Here is a 22,960-nt window from a genome sequence, read left to right as displayed (position 1 = left end):
ATCTCAGAGTGTGCAGGCAACGTTTGCGGTGTCCCGGGTTTTTTGGAGTGTCGCTGTTGAACGAGAGAACTATATGCCTGTCCGACCCATACATACAGCACCTGAATACCATGGCAGAAATGGAAGATACCTACGAAAGAGTCACCGAACTTGCACGGAGACGCGGGTTTGTCTGGCCCTCGTCTGAAATTTACGGTTCCGTTGCCGGATTCATTGACTACGGCCCGCTTGGCGCAATGATGAAGCGCAGAATTGAGAATGTCTGGCGGAATTTTTACGTCGTGCAGGAAGGCTACTATGAGATCGAGTGCCCGACGGTGGGTATTGAGCCGATCTATGTGGCGAGCGGCCATGTCGGCGGTTTCTCCGATAAGATGTTCCAGTGCCCGCACTGCCAGGAGTTCCTCCGTGCCGATCATGTTGCCGAGGCGTTCGGGATTCCGCATGCAGGAACCATGTCGAAGGAGGAGCTGCATGAGGTTCTGAAGGATAAGGAGTGTCCGGCCTGCGGGAAAGTTCTCGGTTCGGTTGATGTCTTTGATTTCAATCTGATGTTTACGACGAGTATCGGTCCCGGAGGACAGCGCAAGGGGTATCTGCGTCCGGAGACGGCACAGGGTATGTTTGTGGATTTCCCGCGTCTTCTGCGGTTCTATCGGGATCATCTGCCGTTCGGGGCTGTTCAGATCGGCAAGTCCTACCGGAATGAGATCTCGCCCCGTCAGGGTATGATTCGTCTGCGGGAGTTTACGCAGGCCGAGGCGGAGATCTTTGTGCATCCGGAGGAGAAGGATCATCCGTTCTTCGCCCGGTATGCGGATTATGCAATGCCGCTCTGCGGCATTGCCCAGCAGGAGGCCGATGCTCCCGCGGTCGTTAAAACGATGCGGGAGGCGGTTGATGAGGGTATCATTGCAAATGAGTATGTTGCATATTACGTTGCAATGACGCATGATATTCTCTGTACGGTCGGGTTTAATCCGGACAAAATCCGGTTCCGCCAGCACATGCCCGACGAGCGGGCGCATTATGCGACCGACTGCTGGGACGCCGAGGCGTTCTCCGACCGGTTCGGCTGGGTGGAGATTGTGGGTATTGCGGATCGGACGAATTATGATCTGAAAGCTCACTCCCGGGTGTCGGGCGAGAAGATGACGGTTTTTGTCCAGTATCCGGAGGCGAAGAAGGTGCACCACAAGGCGGTTGTGCCGAACTTCGGCAAGATGGGCCCGGTCTATCGCGGGAAGGCAAAGGCTATCAGCGAGCTGATGAAGACGACGATCGCAGAGCCGCAGGCGGATGGTCTGCACCTCACCGTTGACGGCGAGGAGATTGTGGTCCCGCCGGAGATGTACACGGTGAAGGATGAGATGGTTGATGTGTTTGGCGAGGATGTGATGCCGCACGTGATCGAGCCGTCTTACGGTATTGACCGGATGAGCTACATGGTTCTGGAGCATGCATATGCGGAGGATGAGGCGGACGGCGAGACCCGTACGGTGATGCGGTTTAAGTCCTGCGTTGCGCCAGTTCAGGTGGCGGTTCTGCCGCTGATGGCCCGGGATGGTCTGGACGAGATTGCCCGCAAGCTTGTGGCGGAGTTGCAGGATGAAGGTATTCAGACGGAGTATGATGATGCGGGAGCTATCGGTCGCCGCTACCGCCGTCAGGATGAGATTGGAACGCCTGTGTGTATTACGATCGATTATGATACGAAGGAGGATGCAACGGCAACGCTGCGGGATCGTGATTCAATGAAGCAGGTGCGGATGCCGCTGGCGGAGATTCCCGCAGTGGTGTATCAGCTGATCAAGGGCAAGAAGGCGTTTGATCAGCTGGGATAATTTTTCTTTTTTTCGTGTAGGGTGAATAGCTCTTCGTGGCTCCGGAGAGATGCGTTAGCATTTTTCCAAAAAAGATGCGTGGATGTTTGTGGTATCCTGCTCTGTTTTCGAAAATTATCTCTGAGTTTATTTTCGAAGATACCCTGTATACGTTTCTTCAACGAACTCTCAGAAAAACATACGCATACTCTTGTATCTTTTCGTTCGGTTACCAAACAGTTCTTTTTCCCGACTTCAGTTTGTTGGCAAACCTTCATAAGAATTTACAGACAAACTACCCAGAACTAATGCCCCACGTCAGCCACCCTCTCATCCCGCCGGACACAATCGAAGAACGTGCCTACCAGACCAACATCGCCAGGCACGCCCTCGACGGCAACACCCTCGTCGTCCTGCCTACCGGTATGGGAAAAACCGCCGTTGCGCTTCGCGTCGCAGCAGAGCGGCTGGCTCTCGGAAAAATTCTCATGCTTGCCCCGACCAAACCTTTGGTCGAACAGCACTTCCGCTACTTCTCCCAGAACCTTCTCCTCGAAGAGGGAGACGTCGCCATGTTTACCGGCAGCAATCCTCCGGCAAAACGCATCGAGATGTGGAAGGCAGCGCGCTTGTGCATCTCAACGCCGGAGGTCATCAAAAACGATCTCATCGCCGAACGCTACTCGCTCCGTGACGTCTCGCTCCTGATCGTCGATGAATGCCACCGGACGGTGGGCAACTACGCCTACGTCTTTATCGCCGAACGCTACGCCGCAACCGCGGCGCAGCCCCTCATCCTCGGTATGACTGCATCGCCTGGTTCCGACCCGGAGATGGTCGCAGAAATCTGCGGCCATCTCGCAGTCGATATCGTCGAAAGCCGGGTTGAGACGGACGCGGACGTACGGCCGTACGTCCATGAACGGGAGATCGAGTACCGGACGGTTGACCTTCCCGAAGATCTCTGGCTCGCACTCAGTGTCTTAAACAGTATGATCGAGGATCGCCTCTCCACGCTTGCTGATCTCGGGTACCGCGTTCCCCGCCGGGAAGCACTCTCCATGAAAGCCTTAAACGGCATCATGGCGCAGATTCAGAGCAGAATGCAGCAGCGTGACCGCACAGCCTATACGGCTGTTTCCGTTCACGCCGAGCTGATGAAACTCAAACACGGGGTTACCATGGCCGAGTCGCAGGGAACGACCGCACTCAAAGCCTACCTCTCCCGCCTCGAAAGCGAAGGAGCGTCCGGTGCCGGAAGCAAAGCAAGTAAACGGCTCTGTGCGGACGAACGGTTCAAACGTCTGCTTGCGCTTGCGGACAGCTGGACGCGGGAGCTGCATCCCAAAGCCGATGAAGTTGTCAGGATCGTACTGGATCAGCTGGTTGAGGATCCCGATTCCCGCGTCATCGTTTTTGCTACCTACCGCGATGGTGTCTCCATGCTCGTTGATCATCTTGCCGAAGCGGGTGTTCCCGCCATCCGGTTTGTCGGTCAGGCATCCCGCGACACGGAGAAAGGCCTGTCGCAGAAGGAACAGATCGAAGCGATCCGCAAGTTCCGTGAGGGCGAGTATCACGTCCTCGTCGCAACCTCGGTCGGGGAAGAGGGACTGGATATTCCGTCCACCGATCTGGTGGTGTTCTATGAGGCCGTGCCTTCTGAGGTGCGGAGTATTCAGCGAAAGGGACGTACCGGCCGAAACTCGGCGGGAAAGATTATCGTTCTCATCACCAAGGGAACGACCGACGAAACCTTCCGCTGGGTGAGTAATACCCGCGAAAAGCAGATGCAAAAAGGTGTCAAAGCGATGCGGGGCGGAAATGTTCCGACAGCTCCGGCTCCCGCCGGCAGCCCCGCCGCCGAAGGCGGCCAGCTTACGCTTGCGGACGCTGCCATTCGTGCGGCGACTCTTGCCGCGGGGGACGGCGCAGACAGGCCTGCGGTTGTCATTGACAACCGCGAGATGTCGTCCAAGGTTGCGGAGCATCTCAGTAATCTCGGCGCAAAGATTACTCTTGCGGCTCTGCCGGTCGGTGACTACGCGATCGGAGACCGTGTGCTGGTGGAACGCAAAACCGTTCAGGATTTTGTGGATACGCTGGTTGACCGCGATCTCTTTGGGCAGATTGCTTCCCTCGCCGAGTCGGCGTCCCGCCCGGTTCTGATCGTCGAGGGAGGATCGATTGCCGATCTCTATGAACTGCGGAACATCCATCCGAATGCAATCCGCAACACCCTCGCCTCTATTGCGGTGGACTTTGATGTCTCCCTTGTCTTTACCCGGGATGCCGAGGAGACGGCGGGTATGCTGTACGCGTTTGCCCGCCGGGAGATGGGCGAGGCAAAAGGCGAGCGGAGTTTCCACCGCCACAAGTCCGCACGCAGCGGCCGCGAGGAGCTGGAGTATATTCTGACCGCCGTTCCGGAGGTGGGGCCGAAGGCTGCACGCGAGATTCTTGCGGCGTTCGGGACACTGCGGGCGGTGTTTTCCGCGTCCGCTGAGGAGCTGATGCAGGTCAAAGGTGTCGGGGAGAAGACGGCGGGCGGTATTGTGGAGGCGGCGGAGCGGGAGTACCGCTAAGGTGCGTGTGTATAACACTATCACTTTGCAACCATTCCTGAACGGGAACTGATAGAATATGCCGGGTTTGTCACGCTGCATTCGGATGGTGCGGTACAAAAGATTCTGCTGACCGCGTGATCCCAAGGTATCCGGAGAAGTATGGTTCCCACTGAAAGAAAGGATGCAGGGGTTCTGATTCCTGTGCATCGTTTTTTTGTGCTGGGTTTATGGTTCAGGTTGTGGTGAATTTTGTGATGCCGGTACTGATTTGAGAGCGTTAAAGGAGCTGAGAAGGAAGGTGAATCCATAGGCGGGGGTGAGGAAGAGAAGGCAGAATATTATGCCGATGAAGAGCCAGGTTTCTCCGGCGAGGGGATAGCCGCCGGCTGCGGCTGCGGCGGTTTTTACTGCGTCGAAGTATGCCGGAATACAGATGCTGAATACGAGGGCGATTCCTGCAAAGATGGCGGAGAATATTTTGAGTGTCCGGATGAAGCTGGTTTTCGGGAGGACAAGTAGGGAGAGGTAGAGGATTGCAGGAGAAAGTGTGCCAAGAAAAAAGAGGGTCAGTAGTGTATTGATGCCCGGGAGGAAGGATACGGCAACGGCGATCAGGAGAATTGCGATGAAAAGGTACAGTGGTTTCGGGTTTTCCGGTCTGCCATGCCGGAGGTACAGAACTCCTCCGAGTGCGGGAAGGATGAGGCCGGGAAGGGGGCTTATGTAAAAATAGTTATACGCGAACAGGTTGGTTGCCGGAAGGAAGGGCAGGTACAGCAGGGCGACTGCAAACCAGAGGAAGAGGGAAAAGCAGAGAAGATAGGCGAATATGAGGCCGAGTTTCGTGAGAGCGGTATTGCTGAGAGGCATATGCTGAGTGTTTCCCGCGAGATTATTTATCAGTTTTGGAGCAAAGCGTCATCAGATGCGGCGGGAGTTCTACTGCTCGTTTACCAATGAGGTAGAGAAAATCTATGAGTGGTTCGCGGAGGAAACACTGTAAGAAAATGGTTCGCGAATACAACTGAGAACGTTTCAGATCACAGAAGAAATTTTTTGGAGATCCGTTTTGTTTTCGTGAATTTTTTTTTCGAGTGACAGGCAAAAAAAATTTCTACCGTCCATTGCAAAAAATATTTTTTTTTCTGAGAGAACTACATTTTCCCTTACAAAAATGAAAACAACAACACAATACACACGTTCTTTTCAAACAGCTCCATCAGTTCGGTGATATTCTGGCATGTAGAATAAGACGAAGTACTTTCCCTAATACTCATATACCGGTCGATTATAGAGCAGATCTTCTTTCGAGAATAGAGCGGGAAGTTCTGGGTAGACCAGATCATAATCATAAAACTCAGTAACAAAACGCAGGTTTTCCCGCCACTTTTTTTGGTTTACTGATGTATTGAACGCTGTTTCCAGACCCAGTTTGTACTTTGGGTACTGATCGAGGAAGGTCTCATTCAGATATGTAACGGTCATATTTTTCTCATTCAGATACGTCTCATTGCACTCATAAATCCAGCATCGGTACATGATCAGTGTATATTCTGTCCAGGAAGAATCATCTTCCGCCGAAGACCAAAGAATGATCGAAAAAATAGACACAGCTATGAGAAGTATCAGTATGATACTGAGGATACGTCTGGTGGTTTGCTTCATGGGATATCAATTTCCCGAAGGCCATTATTGCCTACTTGGCATATGCTGATCCCTATAATCCAGCAGATTGATCTCACTGGTGATATAGGTATTGATAGTATTTTTGAATTTCTTGGGTGAAATGCGAGTTTATGATCAATAATTTTACCAATATAAAGATAGGTTCGTTAAAATCCATCCCAGGGAACGTTCCGGGAAAAGCCGGGTATGGTAACAAATCCTGACGCATGTTCTCCGGGGATTTTTACATGACTTTCAAGATAGTATGTCATACCATAACTCCTCGGAAAATGCCAGGTCGTTCTTTTTACTTTCGCAGAAGTCCGTATTTCGACGAAGGGCACGTTCATGTCTGCACAAGAATCAGGGAAATACACATAGGTCGGAAACGGCCCGCCCCAGTGTGGATAGTTATTCATCGCGTTGTACTGGAGAATCGTACTGAGATTATCCGCAGATTGCGGGAAGTACGTTAGAGAGGAATCCCCATGCAGTTTTGGGAGAGAGTGTGTGAGGATACCGGTTTCCCGGAACTCGGCATGGAGATTTTGTACCGGCAGGGAGGTTGTGTGGAATGCCAGCATTTTTCCATAGGGTGTCTCGACAACGGATGATTCCCAGCCGGAAAACTGTTTGTTCTGATATTGATCATCCGGATAGAGGGGTTCACCGTTTACCAGAGGCAACGGCAGATAGAGGGTAAGGGACTGTTCAAGGGAAGAATTTTCAAAACCGGAGATCGTTACCTCGTATGCTTTCTCCCCATTCACAAAACCAGCGATACAGCTGGCACCCATGTATCCTAAGGGCAGGGATAAAAATAGAATGAGGATCAATCCCACGATGAACCAAGGTGTTCTCTTCTTTTCTTGCATAATTATCCTGTAAATTATCCGATCACATACTCAACTAATCCTTTATCATATCGAATACCCAATTTGATACATTCCTTCGTGTAGGCGATCACATCAGGATCATTTGTCCAAGTATTGGGTTCAGATATAAGTGTAAGATAAATTGCGTTGGCATATGAACCAGCTAATGATGCAAGATTGCTTCCTGCTTCGCTAACATCAGTTATTGCATAGTATCCTGAGGCAGATGTCATAGCATTACGATAGTTCTCACCATTTTCCCAATTATTTGCTACATATACTTCATATAAGTAATGGGCACCATAATCCTGTACAAGAGTATTGGCATGGAATGTATTTGAGAGATCAGACATAAAATGTAATGCATATGACAAATCTTTATACCCTTCTACATGGGACTGAGCAGACAGATGAGAGATCGCCTCATTTGCATGCGCCTCGGCGTATAATTGAGCAGTAGGGTTATAGTGAACAACTGTGCCAAGCTGCCCAAACCATGTATCTGGCTCCGAAGCACATGCTTCAATGAGATCAAGATAAGCAGTATTGGTGATTCCCATCGTTGAAGCTGCATGCCTCGCCATTGCATTGTGCATCCCATAAGAGTATGGGGGACCTTCATCCGGTTTTACACCACCCCAATAGGGAGTAACGGTAGGAACTGGTTCTGATTCGCTGATGATAGTTGACAGTAATTCCACAATTCCTTCGGTATCATCTGAAGTTAGATTTGGGTATTTTTCATGAATGATTGAGATATAACTCAGGCGTTGTTCTTTCTCTAAAAGATCCAATTGATCATTATTAGAGATTTGACGTGCCATCTTATCCAGTAGATCCTGTGTAATGATTGTTCTTTGTACGGAGAGTAAATCAGGAATCTCCAGAGCTATTTCAGCATCTGTGACATTATTTTCATTTGCACAAACTGGTGTGGCAATCACTACTGTGGTTAATAACACCACCATCATTGAAATAAGAAATATCTTTAGGTTCATAGAATCAACTCCATGGCAATATCCGAGTCAAGATAATTCTCTCGCCACAAAATGTGATATCTCGATTATTGCCTACTTGGCATATGTCGGAACGGAACCTGTGTGGAGAATGTTCCGGCTTTCTGTTATCCGCCTCTCCGACTCAAAGATCGGACGCAGTCAACAGTACAACCCATGCAGATGCCTGCGTCAGTTGCATTTTTTGGGGAATATGCCGATCCCCATAATCGGGTATATTGATCTCAGTGATGATATAGGTATTGATCATATTTTTGAATTTTTTGGGTGAAATGCGAGTTTATGATCAATAATTCTGCCAATAGAAAAATACCAAACTCTCACACCCTGATGAGATACGTAGTATTCCCATTCTGGTTGGGGGCAGATATGATGCTGGGGCTATCATGTCCGCTTGTGCGCGCTTGTGGCACTTGAACGAACAGAGCTCACGCGTATTTCGGATCACAACAGATCGTGTGCATCACCGTTCTCATGGAACCTGATGAGTGACGAATTCTGCTGCTTCCTTACCGGCGAGGCAAAACAGATCTACGAACGCCTCACACAGGGAGCCTCCGAAGATTCTGCATCGCAGCCAGACATCTGAAATTATTTCTCACAAAATTTTTTCCGTGTGGCAGAAAAAAAATTCCGCAGCACATCCACAGAAAAATATTTTTTCATCACAGTATACGAAAAAAGAACGGGTGGCACTCACACCCGATCCGCAATCAGCTGTCCCATCTCGGAACAGCCGACCTTCCGCATCCCGTCCCGGTAAATATCCCCCGTCCGGTACCCCTCCGCCAGCACCGCAGCAACCGCCGCCTCCACCGCGTCCGCCTCCGCAGGAAGACTCAGCGAATACCGCAAAAGCATCGCAGCCGACAGAATTGTCGCCACCGGATTTGCCAGATCCTGCCCCGCAATATCCGGGGCCGAACCGTGAACCGGCTCGTAGAGACCGGGCATATCCGGCCCTCCCACCGACGCGGACGGCAGCATCCCAATAGACCCCGTAATCGCCGCAGCCTCATCCGACAAAATATCGCCGAACAAATTCCCCGTCACAATCACATCAAACGCCGCAGGATTACGGACAAGCTGCATCGCCGCATTATCCACATACATATATGACAGCTCAACCTCCGGATACTCCCGTGACACCTCCGTCACCACCTCGCGCCAGAGCCGGGACACCGCCAGAACATTCGCCTTATCCACCGAACAGAGCTTTTTGTTCCGCTTCATTGCCGTCTCAAACGCCACCCTTGCAACGCGGCGGATCTCGTACTCCCCGTAAATCATATTGGAAAAACCCACCCGCTCGCCGTCCCGGACCTCAATCCCCGACGGCTCCCCGAAGTACACATCCCCGATCAACTCCCGAACGACCATGATATCAATACCCTTTGCCACAATATCGGGCCGCAGATAACAGGCATCCGCAAGCTCCGGAAACAGCTTCGCAGGCCGGAGATTTGCAAACGCTCCCGCCGCTTTCCGCAGGGCAAGCAGCCCCTTCTCCGGCCTGATGACCGGATCAAGCGTATCCCATTTCGGACCCCCCACCGCACCGAACAGAACTGCATCTGCATTCATGCACGTATCCTCCGTCTCCGGCGGAAACGGTGACCCGGACGAATCGATCGCCGCTCCCCCGAATGGTGCATACCGCAGATCAAACGTATGCCCGAACTTTTTCCCGACCGCCGCAAGAACCTTCACCGCCTCCGCAACCACCTCCGGACCGATACCATCGCCCGGAAGAACCGCAAGCGTATATCTCCCCATCTTACTCAGCCCCGATCTGCTTCTTCACATACCCGACCAGCCCGCCCGCATCTAAAATCTCCTGCATAAACGCAGGAACCGGAGGACAGGTGATCACGATGCCTTCGGCGGTCGTGATCGTCCCCTTCTTCGTATCGATGGTCAACTCCTCCCCGTCGGCGATCTTTTGGTAATCGTCGCCGACCTCCAGCAGGATCAATCCGGTATTGAACGCATTGCGGTAGAAAATTCGTGCAAAACTGTGGGCGATCACAACCGGAATACCCGCTCCTTTAATCGCAACCGGAGCATGTTCGCGGGACGACCCGCAGCCGAAGTTCTCGCCTGCCACCAGAAAATCACCCTGGGCAACGCGGGAGATCCAGTTCTCCGCAAGACCCGACATACAGTTTTTGCCAAGTTCGGCCTCATTGGTCGTCACCAGAAACCGTGCAGGGATAATTGCATCCGTATCAATATTTGCCCCGACCACATGGGCTTTGCCGTTATACTTCATTTTCACAGACTCCTTGGGTCGGTAACCAGACCCGTCACCGCAGACGCCGCCGCAACCGCGGGATTCGACAGAATAACCTCGGACTCAAGAGACCCCATCCGTCCCCGGAAGTTCCGGTTCGTCGTGGAAATTGCCCGTTCACCTTTTGCCAGAATCCCCATGTGACCGCCAAGACACGGACCACAGGTCGGCGGCGAAATAATCGCACCTGCATCGATGAACACCTGCATCAGCCCTTCGCGGACACAGTCCCGCCAGACACGGGGCGTTGCCGGAATAATAATGCAGCGGACATGCCGGTCCACCTTTCTGCCCCGCAGAATCTCTGCCGCTTCCCGCATATCCTCGATTCTTCCGTTCGTACAGCTGCCGATAACCGCCTGATCGATTCGCATCTCGCCTACCTCGTCCACGCCTTTCACATTCTCCGGCAGATGCGGGAGAGCAACCTGCGGGGCCATACCCTTCAGCTCCATCTCCACCTCCGACTCATAGACCGCAAACTTATCGGGCTTGATCTCCTCGTCCTCCCGTCCCGTCTTGCGGGTAAACTTCAGCGTCTTTTTGTCCGCCGGGAAAAGACCTGCCTTACCGCCCGCCTCGATTGCCATATTGGCAATCGTCAGGCGGCTTTCCATTGACATCTTCTCAACGCCCGACCCGCCGAACTCCAGAGCCTTATAGAGAGCACCGGAAACACCGATTGTGCCGATCAGTTTCAGAATAACATCCTTGCCCTGCACAAACTTACCCATCTTGCCGTGGACATTCACACGGATACTCGGCGGAACCTTAAACCAGTTCTCCCCAAGAACCATACCGGCGGCAATATCGGTCGAACCCATACCGGTCGAAAACGCCCCGAGTCCCCCGTAGGTACAGGTGTGGCTGTCCGCACCGATCACGAGATCCCAGGGACCGACAAGACCCTCTTCCGGGAGGAGGGCGTGTTCAATACCGCATCTGCCTCCCTCGTAATAGTGGGTCAGCCCCATCTCCTCGGCAAACCGGCGGGTGACCGCAACCTGCTCGGCGGAATCAATGTCCTTGTTCGGAGTGAAATGGTCACAGACAAAGACCACCCGATCCTTGTCAAAGACCTTCGCTGCCCCCATCTCGCGGAACGATTTGATGGCTAAGGGAGCGGTGATGTCGTTTGCGAGCACCAGCGAGAGTTTGCATCTGACAATCTGGCCGGGGCCGGTAATCTTCTGATCGGTGTGTGCCTGCAGGATTTTTTCGGCGATGGTTCTATGCATGGTTTTCCTCCACTTTCTTTGCAAGACGATTGAGTGCGTTCACGTAGGCTTTGCCTGCGGCGACGAGAATATCCGGATCGGATCCTCTGCCGATAGCCGAGTAGCTGTTTCTCCGGAGTCTGACGGTCACCTCACCCTGGGCGTCCGTTCCGCCCGTGATTGCGTTGACGGCAAACTGTTCGAGGTCAGGTTTGCACCCGGCAATCGTTCCAATCGTGTTGAAGACCGCATCGATTGGGCCGACCCCGAAGTTGTGCAGCCGGTTTTCCTCGCCGTTCACGTCCATAATAACGACGGCGTTCGGCGGAATCGGGCCGTTACCGGCATGGACCTGAAGATATTTGAGTTTGAACCTGTCCGGCATCCGGAAGATCTCCTCAAGGATGATTGCCTCCACGTCCTCGGCGAAGATCTCTTTTTTGATGTCGGCCAGTTTTTTCACCGCATCAGAGACGACGGTGATCTGATCGTCGGTTAATTTGTAACCGAGTTCTTCGACCTTGGCCTTGATTGCATGGCGGCCTGAGTGTTTGCCGAGAACCATGTCGTTACCGGTTTTACCGATAGTGGCCGCGTCCATGATCTCATAGGTCTCGCGGCATTTAAGGACGCCGTCCTGATGAATGCCGGACTCGTGGGCGAATGCGTTTGCACCGACAATTGCTTTGTTTGCCGGAATCGGCATACCGATGATGTGAGACAGCGTGCGTGCGGTCGGAAAAATCTGTTCGGTGACAATCCCGCAGGTACAGTGATAGTGGTCGCGGCGGACGTTGAGGTTCATCACCACCTCGTCCATTGCCGTGTTTCCGGCACGTTCGCCGATGCCGTTAATGGTACACTCTATCTGCCGGGCGCCCGCCTCAACCGCGGCGAGGCTGTTTGCGACCGCAAGGCCGAGATCGTCATGGCAGTGCACGGAGATTACGGCTTTTGCAATATTGCTGACATGTTCCCTGAGGTACCGGATAAGGGCACCGTACTCGGCAGGCTGGCTGTAACCGACCGTGTCGGGAATATTTACCGTGGTTGCGCCCGCATCGATCACCGCTTCCACCACTTTTGCCAGAAATGCAGGCTCGCTTCGCGACGCATCCTCAGCGGAGAACTCAACATTCTTCGTCAGGGATGCTGCGTGCCGGACGCCGGCAACCGCCATCTCCAGAACCTGTTCCGGGGTTTTGCGGAGCTTGTGCTCCATATGAATGGGACTGGTTGCGAGGAACACATGAATCCGCGGATGTGCGGCGTCCGCCAGTGCTTCCCACGCCCGGTCAATATCTGCGGCAACACAGCGGCAGAGTCCTGCGATCTGACAGTTGCGGACGGTTGCCGATACCGCACGCACCGCTTCAAAGTCGCCCGGACTTGCGGCAGGGAACCCTGCTTCGATGATATCTACGCCGAGTAGCTCAAGCTGACGGGCGAGACGCACCTTCTCCTGTAGGGTCATGGTTGCGCCGGGAGATTGTTCGCCGTCACGGAGTGTAGTGTCAAAGATATAGACACGATCCGGCTGGTGTCCGGAGGACACGAAAGAGTCATCGTTTGTCATGTTTTTCACCGGAGACGGAAGAAAACTCCCGTCTCAATTTGCAGGTACTATCTTTGGGCTGAGGAGATTTATAGATGTGGAATGCGGGAAAAAATCGCGTATCCAAGTTTCATTTGGATTTTTTCACCAACACCGCAATCCTCATCTCGTTCCCGCGTCAACGTGTGTACCAACCAGAGGTAACGCCCGTGACCACGCTTCCCATTCTGAACTTTCTCATTCGCCATGCAGACAAACATACCGTATCCTTTCACATGCCGGGCCACAAAGGCTCGGCAATCTACCGGAGGTTCGGCTATGAACCATTCCTGAACCGCATCATGGACTGCGACATCACCGAGATTCCCGGAGCCGACAATCTGTTCCAGACCGAGGGAATCCTCAAAGCCGCTCAGGAAGAGTACGCAAACCTCTACGGCGCCAGACGATCGTACCTCCTCATTAACGGAACGAGCGGCGGGGTTATTGCGGCAATCATGGCAGCAGTTCCCAAAGGAAAGAAACTGATCCTGGCGCGAAACTCCCATAAGGCGATCTTCAACGCTCTTGTGCTTGCCGGAATTGAGCCGGTCTATGCGTATCCCGAGATGATTCACGAGTACGGGATTTCAGGGGTCATCACGCCCGAAGAGATCGAACGCTGCCTTGCCGAAAATCCTGACGCTGAAGCGGTCATTCTTCCGTCGCCGAACTACTACGGCATCTGTTCAGACATCCGGGCAATCGCCGAGGTCGTCCATGCCCGCGGAAAAGTTCTCATCGTCGATCAGGCGCACGGGGCACATCTCAAGTTCTTCTCGGATGCCGGCTGCGCCGGGATGCCGAGGTCAGCCGAGGAGCAGGGAGCCGACATTACCGTTAACTCGATTCACAAAACCCTTGCCTCGTTCACGCAGAGCGCACTGCTCAACCTGAACTCAGACCGTGTTGATTCGTATGTACTCGAAGACAAACTCCAGATGATTCAGTCAACCAGCCCTTCGTATCTTTTGATGGCGTCGCTTGACATCAATGCCGACATTCTCAAACGGCACGGCAATGAGATCATGACCAACTGGTATGAGGCTCTGCTTTTCTTCTATCGCGAAGCAAAAACGATTCAGGGACTTTCTGTTATTGGTAATCCGTTCGATGATGCAGGCAGCATCAGCCTTGACCTCACCAAGATCAATTTGGACATGAGTGCCGCAGGACTGGACGCGGCAGAGCTTGAACACCAGCTGATGGACCGCGGCATCTTCGCCGAGCTTACGACCGGCAACATTCTCATGTGCATGACCGGTATCGGCAACACGAAAGCCGATATGGAACGGCTGCTTGCCGCCCTGCGGGAGATCAGCCGCGGACGAACTGCGGTTCAGCCCGACAAAAAACCGGTCAGTGCGGTGTTTGAAGCAAAACTTTCCCTCTTCCCCGTCCCCCAGGACAAAGAACGGATTCCTCTCGTCGCAGGCGCCGGCAGAATCTGTGCCTCGGCTATTATTCCCTATCCGCCGGGGATTCCTTTTGTCTGTCCGGGCGAAATGCTCACGGAAGAGGTCATCTGCTATATCCGTGATCTCCGTGCTGCAGGCGAGAAGGTTATCGGGGTCAACGACCACGATGAGATCACCGTCGGAAAACAATAATTCCTTTTTTGGGGAAACGTCCGTTTCACTCTTCCTGTTCTGTATTTCCTCACTGGTGCGCGTCCCGTTCCGGGCGTTTGCGGAGACCCTGACGAAAGGATGTTTCATCCGAAAACCATTTAACCCCCCAGGGGTCAGGGATGGGGAATCGGGGGGGTGGCCGGGTTTTTTGAAGTCCAAGGATATTCGCTGAAAGTCCATACGGCAGGCCATGATCCATTCTTTTTGAGGGACAGCTTTAAGAACTGAGGGGGGCAACATGATCCTGTAATCTCGGCGCAGCGAAATCTGCAGAGTAAGATTGCCTGTAAATTCATACTATCCTAGTCAAGTGGGGGTGTGGTCTATGGGTTTAAGAAACACAAATGAAGTCTTAATGGAATCCACGGTATTCGAAACATTCGAAAGCAACGTCAGATCGTACTGCAGAAAATATCCGGTAGTCTTTTCGAAAGCGAAAGGATCAGTACTGATCGATCAGGATGGAAAAGAATACATCGATTTCCTCTGTGGAGCAGGAAGCTGCAACTATGGTCATAATAATGACTATATCAAGGGAAAAGTGGTTGAGTATCTGATGAACGACGGCCTTCTGCACGGGCTGGATATGTACTCGGTTGCAAAGGGCGAGTTCATCGAGTGTCTGGAGAACAAGGTTCTGATTCCGCGGGGGTATGATTACAAGGTTCTGTTCCCGGGACCTACCGGTACGAATGCGGTTGAGGTTGCACTCAAGATCGCCCGCAAGGTGAAGGGCAGATCAAATGTGCTTGCCCTGATGGGTGCATTCCACGGGATGTCGCTCGGGTCGCTTGCCCTGACGACCGAACGCAGTGCCCGTGATGCCTGCGGTGTGGCACTCGGGAACGTGACGCATGTTCCGCATCCGTGTATGATGCCGGGTCTTGATACGATCGCCTATATCGATATGCTGCTGACGGATGATCACAGCGGTGTGGATAAGCCTGCGGCACTGATTGTTGAGGCGGTACAGGGAGAGGGCGGTATTAATGTGCTGTCCAATGAGTGGCTCCGGGATGCCCGGGCGCTGTGCGATAAGCATGATATGCTGCTGATCCTTGACGATATCCAGACGGGCTGCGGCAGGACGGGTTCGTTCTTCTCGTTCGAGCGTGCGGGTATTGTGCCGGATATTGTGGTGATGGCGAAGTCTATCGGCGGTATCGGGATGCCGTGTTCGATTGCTCTTGTGAAACCGGAGTATGATGTTCTCCTGCCCGGAGAGCACAACGGGACGTTCCGCGGATTCCAGCTGGCGTTTGTTGCCGGAAAGGCGGCGATTGAGTACATGCTTGCCCATGATCTGGAGGCGGAGACGATGCGGAAGGGAAGGATTGTGGAGGAGTTCCTCGCATCCCGTCTGCGGCTGATCGATCCGTCACTGACCTTCCGGGGTCTCGGTCTGATGTGGGGTATTGATATGGGGTCATACCCCTGCGGAACGACGCAGAAGATCCGGAAAGCCTGCTTTGAGCAGGGTCTGATCCTTGAGCTGTCGGGCCGCGAGGATACTGTGGTGAAGATTATGCCGCCACTGGTGATCGAGGATGAGCAGCTGGTGCAGGGTCTTGGTATCCTGATGAAGGTGCTTGCGGAGACGGTTTCTCCGATGAGTATGTCGCCGGTAAAACAGAGCCTGGTAAATCAGGTAGTGTAATACCTATCTGCGGCGGGCGGTATTCCGCCGGTTTTCTTTTTTTTTGGAATGGTTCTGTTACGGTATCGGCTGTTCCGGCTGGCAGTTTGGGCAGTACACACTGCTTCTTCCGGAGAGTGTAATCCGTTTCAGTGCCGCTCCGCAGCACGGGCAGGAATCCCCTTCATGTCCGTACACCTGCAGAAACGGATCGTTTCGGTACTCTTTTCCCCGCCCCTCCAGATACTCTTCCGGCGTCATGCGGTTGTCGTCAACTGCTTTTTGCAGGACCGCAGGAATCACTGCGGCAAGTGTCTGCCACTCCTGTTCCCGCAATGAACATGCAGGGCGTGCCGGACAGATTTTTGCTGCAAACAATATTTCATCCCCGTAGATATTTCCAATTCCGGCAACTGTACGCTGATCCAGCAGACATTCCTTGACGGGTCTGCGGCTTCTGCCGATTTTTTCCCGCAGCCATGCGGGCGTTATCTGCGGGTCGAAGGGTTCCGGACCAAGTTTTTGGATTCCGCTCCAGATGTCTTTTTCCGTTTTCTGCAGCAGCCAGAAGCGCCCAAACCGCCGGGTGTCAAGGTACCGGAGTTCGGTTCCGTCATCCAGATGAAAGATCAGGTGGGTATGTTTTTCTGCGGGAAAGTCCGCGGGTGTTGCCAGGAGTTGCCCGGTCATCCGCAGATGGAGCAGAATAGTATTTCCCGTGTCCAGATGCAGGAAGAGATATTTTCCCCGTCTGCCCATGCGTGCAATCACGGTTCCGATCACTGCATGCGTAAAGATATCCGCAGTCGGATGGGCAATGATTTCCGGACGGTTCACCGTCAGATCAGAGATTCTGCGTCCTTTCAGCTGTGGTTCCAGAATGCGTCTGACGGTTTCTACTTCCGGGAGTTCGGGCATGTTCGTTCCTTCTTTTTTGCGGACTGTTTGATCTGTTCATGGTAAAAATAATTCACCAGCGCCGGCGGGGCATCAAATGGTCGTTGGATGGTGTCGTCGTTGCGCAGGTAGGGGAGTCCCTGTTCGTTTGCAAACTCCTGCATCTCCGCATCAAGCATTTCCCAGTATCTGCGGCTGCCCAGCTGATAGATCTCGTGATAGAGGGGGATAAGTTCCGGATAGTTTTCTGCGATATAGGTGAGAATGTTCTGTTTGTAACTGCCGCGGAGGTTTAAATTTTCCAGCCAGATCAGGTTGCACTGATCTCGGGTTTTCCTGACAATGGCGGGGATGTCGGTGATACCCGGAAAGATGGGGGAGATAAAACAGGTCGTACGAATACCTGCTTCGAAGAATGTTTTCATTGCTTTCAGCCGCCGGGGGATGCTGACTGCTTGGTCCATGTCTTTTTGGAATGTTTCGTCCAGTGTATTGATCGACCAGGAGACGCGGGCACGGGGGAACGTCCGGATGAGATCCAAATCCCGCAGTACCAGATCTGATTTTGTGGCAATGGTTATCGCTGCGCCGCTTCCCTGCAGCTGTATCAGAAGTTCCCGTGTTCTTTGGTAGACTTCTTCCTGTGGATTGTAGGGGTCGGTGACGGATCCGATAAATAAGTGTTTTCCGGCATATTTTTCCGGGTTGCGGATTTCCTGCCAGTATTTCACATCCAGAAAGGTTCCCCAGGGTTCCGGATGGCGGGTGAAGCGTTTCATAAAGGAGGCATAGCAGTATTTGCAGGCATGGGTGCAGCCCACATACGGGTTTACGGAGTAATCTCCGATCGGGAGACTGGATTTTGTCAGAATATTTTTTACGGTGATGTTCTGTATGTTCATAGGGGGCGGGGTTTTGGGTTTCAGAGCAGTTCTGCGCCGTGATTCTGGCCGCGGGTGGTGATGACGAGTCCGTTTTCTCCGAGGAGTTCCTGGGTTGCGGCGACGATGTCTTTGTTTGTGCGGTCATAGACGGTGAAGAGTGTCGGGCCGAAGGAGCTGAGGCCGACACCGTAGGCGCCTGCGTCCTGCATGTCGTTTTTGAGTTTGGTGAGTTCGGGGGGCTGGAGGGTGAACTCGATTTTGTTGAAGCCGACGGTCTGAATCTGATCGAGGGCGTGGCCGAATGCTTCGATGTCGTGTTCGATCAACGACGGGATGAGGTTCATGAAGACGAGGTGGGAGACCTGTTCGACGTCGGTTTTGGGGACAGGGCAGTGCGTCTGGAAGATGTTTTTCTCGGCGGCCCCGGTATACCGGTTGCCGAATGCGGGGACGGCGAGGAGGACGCCCCAGTCTTCGGGGAAGGGATAGCGTCCAAGAAGACATGCGGGTCTGGCGGTGGAGACAGAGCTTGGCAGGAAGCTGCTTTTTTCTTTTTTGCTGTGACCGCCGTCGGCGATGAATCCGCCAAGGTCGAAGGCGTGTACGCCGATACCGGAGGTTCCTCCGCGTCCGACGAGTGCGGCAAGATCGGTGCTGGCAGGGTGATAACCAGCCAGTTCGGCGATGAGTTTTGCGGCGGCTAAGGAGATCTGGGTGCCGGACCCGAGGCCGGAGTGGGCAGGATAGAGCTGGTGAACGGTGAAGTGGTAGCCGGTGCCTGGGGCGTAGCGGGCAGCTGCTTTTTCTGCGGCGGCGGTTATTTTGCTGATGCAGGATTCCCGTTCTGCGGGACTGCCGCCGGCGGTTTGGGTGAACGCAATGGTGTTCTCTTTGTCTGCGGGGACTGCTTCGAGGATGAAGTGCGGGTCGGCGAGGGTTAAGCCGATGCCGCCGTCGATTCTGTCGTACGACCCGTTGAGGTCGATTAAGACGATATGCAGACGGGAGGGGGTTTGTATTTTCATGGGTGGTTTCCTTTTGTCTGTGTTGTGTGGTGAGGGAGAGATAATGAAGGTTACGGGTTTTCAGACAGTTTTTTTCTTGGCAGAAAGAGACCGTACTCTCCCCAGGTATTTGATTGCTCGTTGATTACTGATTACTGACGTCATCAGTATTTTTAAAAAATGAGATGCCCCCGTCTCTCTCATCATGAGATTGATCGGGATATATTCTCTTGTGTTATCTATCTCTCTTTATTAGTATATAAATTAGTGGACTGTCCGGAGAAGGAAAATGATTCTGGCCACTCCTTTTTTCAAAAACCCGGATGATGTCAGTAATCAGTAATCACCAAGTTATCAAAAAAACCCAAAAGAAAGATGGACCGGGCGGGAATTGAACCCGCGGCCTCGTCCATGCCAAGGACGCGATCTACCACTGATCTACCGGCCCAAATGAATTGTGCTCTAATAAATTCGCACAGCACAAATAAATAGATATTGATTCAACCTCCACGGACAGACCCGCCTCTTTATAACTCCTCCCGAAAAACAGTACACCGGAAATGTTAGGCATCATAGGCGGAACCGCGCTCCTCGCAGCAAAACTCCCACTCCTCCAACCAAAAACAGTGGCCACACCCTTCGGCAAAACCGACGTGCACGCAGGAAAATTCATCTTCATCCCTCGCCACCAGAACACCACCCCGCCGCACAACGTCAATCACCGGGCGCACCTCGCCGCCTGCAAAATTCTCGGCGTTGACCGGCTCATCCTCATTGGAAGCACCGGCGGCATGAAAGAACACATTCGGCCGGGAACAATCGTCATCCCCGACGACTACTACTGCCCCTGGGACATCCCCACCCTGCATAACAACGACATCCATCATGTCCCCCCCGTACTGGATGCAGGACTTCGCCGGACCCTGCATGACCTCATCCCCGACGCCGTCCCCGGAACCTACCTCCAGGCGCACGGCCCCCGGTTTGAAACCCGTGCCGAGATCGCCTCCTTCGCAGAACACACCGACATTGTCGGCATGACCATCGCAAGCGAACTCACCCTCGCAAACGAACTCGGCATTCCTGTCGCCGCCCTCTGCACCGTAGACAACTACGCAAACGGCATCGGCGGGGCAGACGCCCCTGACTACAACGAAATCATCGCCGTCGCCCAACAGAACGGCGAACGCATCAGCAAACTCGTAACAGAAATCGTGGAGAAACTCGCATGACAGAACCCGACATCTTTGGAAAAACCGTACCCATCCTCATCAGAAACGTAACCCTCAACAACAAACCCGCCGAGATCTACCTCGACGGCACAGGCCGGATCGGCAGCGTCGCCGAAAAGATCACCGACCACGACGCCGAGTTCATCATCGACGGAAACGGCGCAGCAGCCCTTCCCGGCATGGTCAACATGCACACTCACTCCCCCATGGGCCTCCTTCGCGGCTACTCCGACGACATGCCCCTCTTTGAATGGCTCTCCACCAAAATCTGGCCGACCGAAGCCCACCTCACCGAAAACGACATCTACTGGGGCGCAAAACTCGCCTGCCTCGAAATGATCCGTACCGGAACCACCACCTTCAACGACATGTACTTCATGATGAACAACGTCGCCGACGCCGTGGACGAAGCAGGCATCCGCGCCTGCCTCTCCTACTGCATGATCGACGGCGGCGACCACGCCAAATTCGAATCCGAATGTTCCGTCATGGAAAAAACCGTCGCCGCACTCAAAGCCCGGAACAACCCCCGCATCATGCCGGGCGTCTCCCCCCACGCCATCTACACCGTCTCCGAAGAAGGCCTTCGCTGGTGCGCCGAGTTCTCCCGAACAGAAAACATTCCCCTGCACATCCACGTCGACGAAACCGACGAAAACCCCGACTGCATCAAAGCCCACGGCATGCGGGTCGTCCCCTGGCTGGATCACTGCGGCGTCCTCTCCGAACGCTGCATCGCCGCCCACTGCTGCTGGCTTGATGCCGAGGACATTCGTTTGTTCGCCGACCGCGGAGTCACCGCAGTCCACAACCCCGTAAGCAACATGAAACTCACCGTTGGCCGGGCGCTTCCCTACCCGGAGATGAAAGCCGCGGGCGTCAACGTCGCTCTCGGAACGGACGGCGCCTCCTCCAACAACGACCTCGACATGTTCGCCGAAATGAAAACCGCAGCGCTCCTTCAGAAGTTCTTCTGGAACGATCCCACTCTCATGCCCGCAGACGAAGCTCTTGCCGTCGCCTCCCGGAACGGTGCAAAAGCTCTTGGCATCAACGCCGGAATCATCGCACCCGGATACCTTGCCGACCTCATCCTTGTCGGCAGAAACCCGACGAACGTCCCGGCATTTAACACCACCTCCAACGCAGTCTACGCAACCGGCGGCCTTGCCGTTGACACCACCATCTGTAATGGAGCGGTCCTCATGCATGAAGGAGTCATCCCCGGCGCCGAAGAAATTCTGCAAAAAGCCGGGGAAGTTGCCTTTGACCTGGTCAGACGGGCAACCGCATAACATCTCTTTTTTTACTTTCCTGTATCCCTCTCCGGTCTCTATGACGGATCGTACTGCTAATCGTTACACTCAATATCTCTTACGGTAAATAGATGAGAGAATCCCTAATTTTCGAGGGCAATCGGGGAGCATTTGCATACATGAAACACCTGCTGTGGTATCGGACCGTCTATAAATTTGCCAGATTTTGTGTAACCCCCTTCGTCCGGTATGGTCTATCCTACCGGTACGAGATCTGTAACCCGAAAAGTCCAACATATCTCATCTTCTGCAACCACACCACCCTCTGGGATCACCTGCTGATCGGCGTACCCTGTCCCCGCCACATGTTCTTCGTTGCCGGCGAACATCTGTTCCGCAAACGCTGGCTGAGAATGATCGCAAACTTTTTCGTACACCCCATCATCCGCCGAAAAGGTGTTCCGGCAACCGAGGTCGTCGAAGTCATCAAGGCTACCCTTGCAGCTGGAGCGAATGTCTGGATGTCGCCCGAAGGTGTGCGGTCCATCAACGGAGAAACCGCCTTCATCTCCCCTGCCACTGGAAAACTCGTAAAAGAAAGCGGGGCGGGTCTTGTCACCTACCAAATTCACGGAGGATACCTCCGCAGTCCCCGCTGGGCGGCAGTGAAGCGGAAAGGCCCCATGTATGGAAAGTTCGTCGCCGAGTATACCCGCGAGCAGCTTGCGGAGATGACGGTTGACGAGATCAACGAGGCAATCCGCCGCGATCTGTATGTAAATGCGTTCAATGATCAGAAAATCCGGCCCGCCAAGTATCCGGGAACCCGGCTTGCCGAGGATCTGGAAACGGTGCTCTACGTCTGTCCGCACTGCCGCGGGATTGCGAAACTGCACAGCAAAGATGACCGTTTCTTCTGTGACTGCGGTTTCTCCGTCCGGTACAACGAGTATGGTCTCTTCGCAGGCGAAGGGGATCACCATGCCCCGTTCGACAACGTTGCCGACTGGGACAAATGGCAGCGGGGATATCTGGCCGAACAGCTGCCGGAACTTTTGCAAACTCCGGCGGATACTCCGATCGTTGCTGATCATGATCAGCGGCTGTACCGGATAAAAGACGGGGCGGCGGAACATCTGGCAACCGGACGGTTTGCCCTGTTCACCGACCGGTTCGAGTTCGGGGAAGGGGAGGAAGCCCGGGTGTTTCTGTTTTCGGATATGGCGGGATTTGCCTTTTCGCTCCAGATGAAGATTCTCTTCTCCTGCAAAAACGGAACCTACTATGAAGTCCAGTCCGATTACCCGCGGTCGGCGATAAAGTACATGGTGCTCTACCGGTATCTGACCGGAAAGCCGTATTACTAAAAA

Annotated in this window: 17 protein-coding genes and 1 tRNA gene; 7 read left to right on the top strand and 11 right to left on the bottom strand. The window is 53.6% G+C overall.

The genetic code is table 11. The features are described 5' to 3' along the window. Positions 1–119: 119 nt before the first annotated feature. Both glyS and O0S09_RS04115 read left to right on the top strand, forming a co-directional pair. A complete protein-coding gene (gene glyS / locus O0S09_RS04120; RefSeq protein WP_268922729.1) occupies positions 120–1,844 on the top strand; it encodes a glycine--tRNA ligase in 1,725 nt (574 codons plus the stop codon). Positions 1,845–2,131: 287 nt separating this feature from the next. Continuing rightward, positions 2,132–4,408, top strand: coding sequence for a DEAD/DEAH box helicase (locus O0S09_RS04115; protein WP_268922685.1), 2,277 nt, complete (start codon positions 2,132–2,134; stop codon positions 4,406–4,408). 207 nt (positions 4,409–4,615) lie between these two features. Here the strand turns inward: O0S09_RS04115 and O0S09_RS04110 are convergent, their stop codons facing one another. The 7 genes from O0S09_RS04110 to O0S09_RS04080 form a co-directional block, all read right to left on the bottom strand. Then, on the bottom strand, positions 4,616–5,260 hold the full coding sequence (locus O0S09_RS04110; protein WP_268922684.1) for a hypothetical protein: 645 nt from the start codon (positions 5,258–5,260) through the stop codon (positions 4,616–4,618). A 962-nt stretch (positions 5,261–6,222) separates the two neighbouring features. Next, complete coding sequence (locus O0S09_RS04105) at positions 6,223–6,852, bottom strand: ADP-ribosyltransferase family protein (protein WP_268922683.1); 630 nt, start codon at positions 6,850–6,852, stop codon at positions 6,223–6,225. Positions 6,853–6,944: 92 nt separating this feature from the next. Next, on the bottom strand, positions 6,945–7,928 hold the full coding sequence (locus O0S09_RS04100; protein WP_268922681.1) for a phospholipase C/P1 nuclease family protein: 984 nt from the start codon (positions 7,926–7,928) through the stop codon (positions 6,945–6,947). A gap of 714 nt (positions 7,929–8,642) precedes the next feature. Further along, complete coding sequence (leuB, locus tag O0S09_RS04095) at positions 8,643–9,722, bottom strand: 3-isopropylmalate dehydrogenase (RefSeq protein ID WP_268922679.1); 1,080 nt, start codon at positions 9,720–9,722, stop codon at positions 8,643–8,645. Position 9,723: 1 nt separating this feature from the next. Further along, entirely contained in the window at positions 9,724–10,218 is a 495-nt protein-coding gene (locus tag O0S09_RS04090; protein WP_268922678.1) for a 3-isopropylmalate dehydratase small subunit, read from the bottom strand. A gap of 2 nt (positions 10,219–10,220) precedes the next feature. Next, a complete protein-coding gene (gene leuC / locus O0S09_RS04085; RefSeq protein WP_268922677.1) occupies positions 10,221–11,477 on the bottom strand; it encodes a 3-isopropylmalate dehydratase large subunit in 1,257 nt (418 codons plus the stop codon). Next, entirely contained in the window at positions 11,470–13,032 is a 1,563-nt protein-coding gene (locus O0S09_RS04080) for a 2-isopropylmalate synthase (RefSeq protein WP_268922675.1), read from the bottom strand. The genes leuC and O0S09_RS04080 overlap by 8 nt, the downstream gene beginning before the upstream one ends. A 188-nt stretch (positions 13,033–13,220) precedes the next feature. Between O0S09_RS04080 and O0S09_RS04075 the strand changes: the two genes are divergently transcribed. Together O0S09_RS04075 and ectB are read left to right on the top strand one after the other, a co-directional pair. Next, the gene (locus tag O0S09_RS04075) at positions 13,221–14,660 is read left to right on the top strand and encodes an aminotransferase class I/II-fold pyridoxal phosphate-dependent enzyme (protein ID WP_268922674.1); all 1,440 of its coding nucleotides are present in this window, start codon (positions 13,221–13,223) and stop codon (positions 14,658–14,660) included. Between the two features lie 376 nt (positions 14,661–15,036). Further along, the gene (gene ectB, locus O0S09_RS04070) at positions 15,037–16,338 is read left to right on the top strand and encodes a diaminobutyrate--2-oxoglutarate transaminase (RefSeq protein ID WP_268922673.1); all 1,302 of its coding nucleotides are present in this window, start codon (positions 15,037–15,039) and stop codon (positions 16,336–16,338) included. Between the two features lie 57 nt (positions 16,339–16,395). On the opposite strand, the gene mutM is transcribed toward ectB, so the two are convergent. The 4 genes from mutM to O0S09_RS04050 form a co-directional block, all read right to left on the bottom strand. Further along, the gene (gene mutM / locus O0S09_RS04065; protein WP_268922672.1) at positions 16,396–17,235 is read right to left on the bottom strand and encodes a bifunctional DNA-formamidopyrimidine glycosylase/DNA-(apurinic or apyrimidinic site) lyase; all 840 of its coding nucleotides are present in this window, start codon (positions 17,233–17,235) and stop codon (positions 16,396–16,398) included. Next, positions 17,214–18,116, bottom strand: a complete 903-nt coding sequence (locus O0S09_RS04060; RefSeq protein ID WP_268922671.1) for a radical SAM mobile pair protein B — start codon at positions 18,114–18,116, stop codon at positions 17,214–17,216. Before O0S09_RS04060 ends, mutM begins: the two co-directional genes overlap by 22 nt. Positions 18,117–18,136: 20 nt before the next feature. Further along, positions 18,137–19,123, bottom strand: a complete 987-nt coding sequence (locus O0S09_RS04055) for a beta-ribofuranosylaminobenzene 5'-phosphate synthase (protein WP_268922670.1) — start codon at positions 19,121–19,123, stop codon at positions 18,137–18,139. Positions 19,124–19,478: 355 nt separating this feature from the next. Next, positions 19,479–19,550: transfer RNA gene (locus O0S09_RS04050), tRNA-Ala, on the bottom strand. Between the two features lie 112 nt (positions 19,551–19,662). On the opposite strand from O0S09_RS04050, the gene O0S09_RS04045 reads away from it, so the two are divergent. The 3 genes from O0S09_RS04045 to O0S09_RS04035 all read left to right on the top strand — a co-directional run bounded on the left by O0S09_RS04045 (position 19,663) and on the right by O0S09_RS04035 (position 22,957). Next, complete coding sequence (locus O0S09_RS04045) at positions 19,663–20,334, top strand: MTAP family purine nucleoside phosphorylase (RefSeq protein WP_268922669.1); 672 nt, start codon at positions 19,663–19,665, stop codon at positions 20,332–20,334. Further along, positions 20,331–21,629, top strand: a complete 1,299-nt coding sequence (locus O0S09_RS04040; RefSeq protein ID WP_268922668.1) for an amidohydrolase — start codon at positions 20,331–20,333, stop codon at positions 21,627–21,629. Before O0S09_RS04045 ends, O0S09_RS04040 begins: the two co-directional genes overlap by 4 nt. 140 nt (positions 21,630–21,769) lie before the next feature. Further along, a complete protein-coding gene (locus O0S09_RS04035; RefSeq protein WP_268922667.1) occupies positions 21,770–22,957 on the top strand; it encodes a lysophospholipid acyltransferase family protein in 1,188 nt (395 codons plus the stop codon). The last annotated feature ends 3 nt before the right edge of the window (positions 22,958–22,960 follow it).

It is taken from the genome of Methanocorpusculum vombati, from assembly GCF_026891935.1.
GTDB classification, from domain to species: Archaea; Halobacteriota; Methanomicrobia; order Methanomicrobiales; family Methanocorpusculaceae; genus Methanocorpusculum; species Methanocorpusculum vombati.
This window is presented reverse-complemented; position numbering and strand designations above follow the sequence as displayed.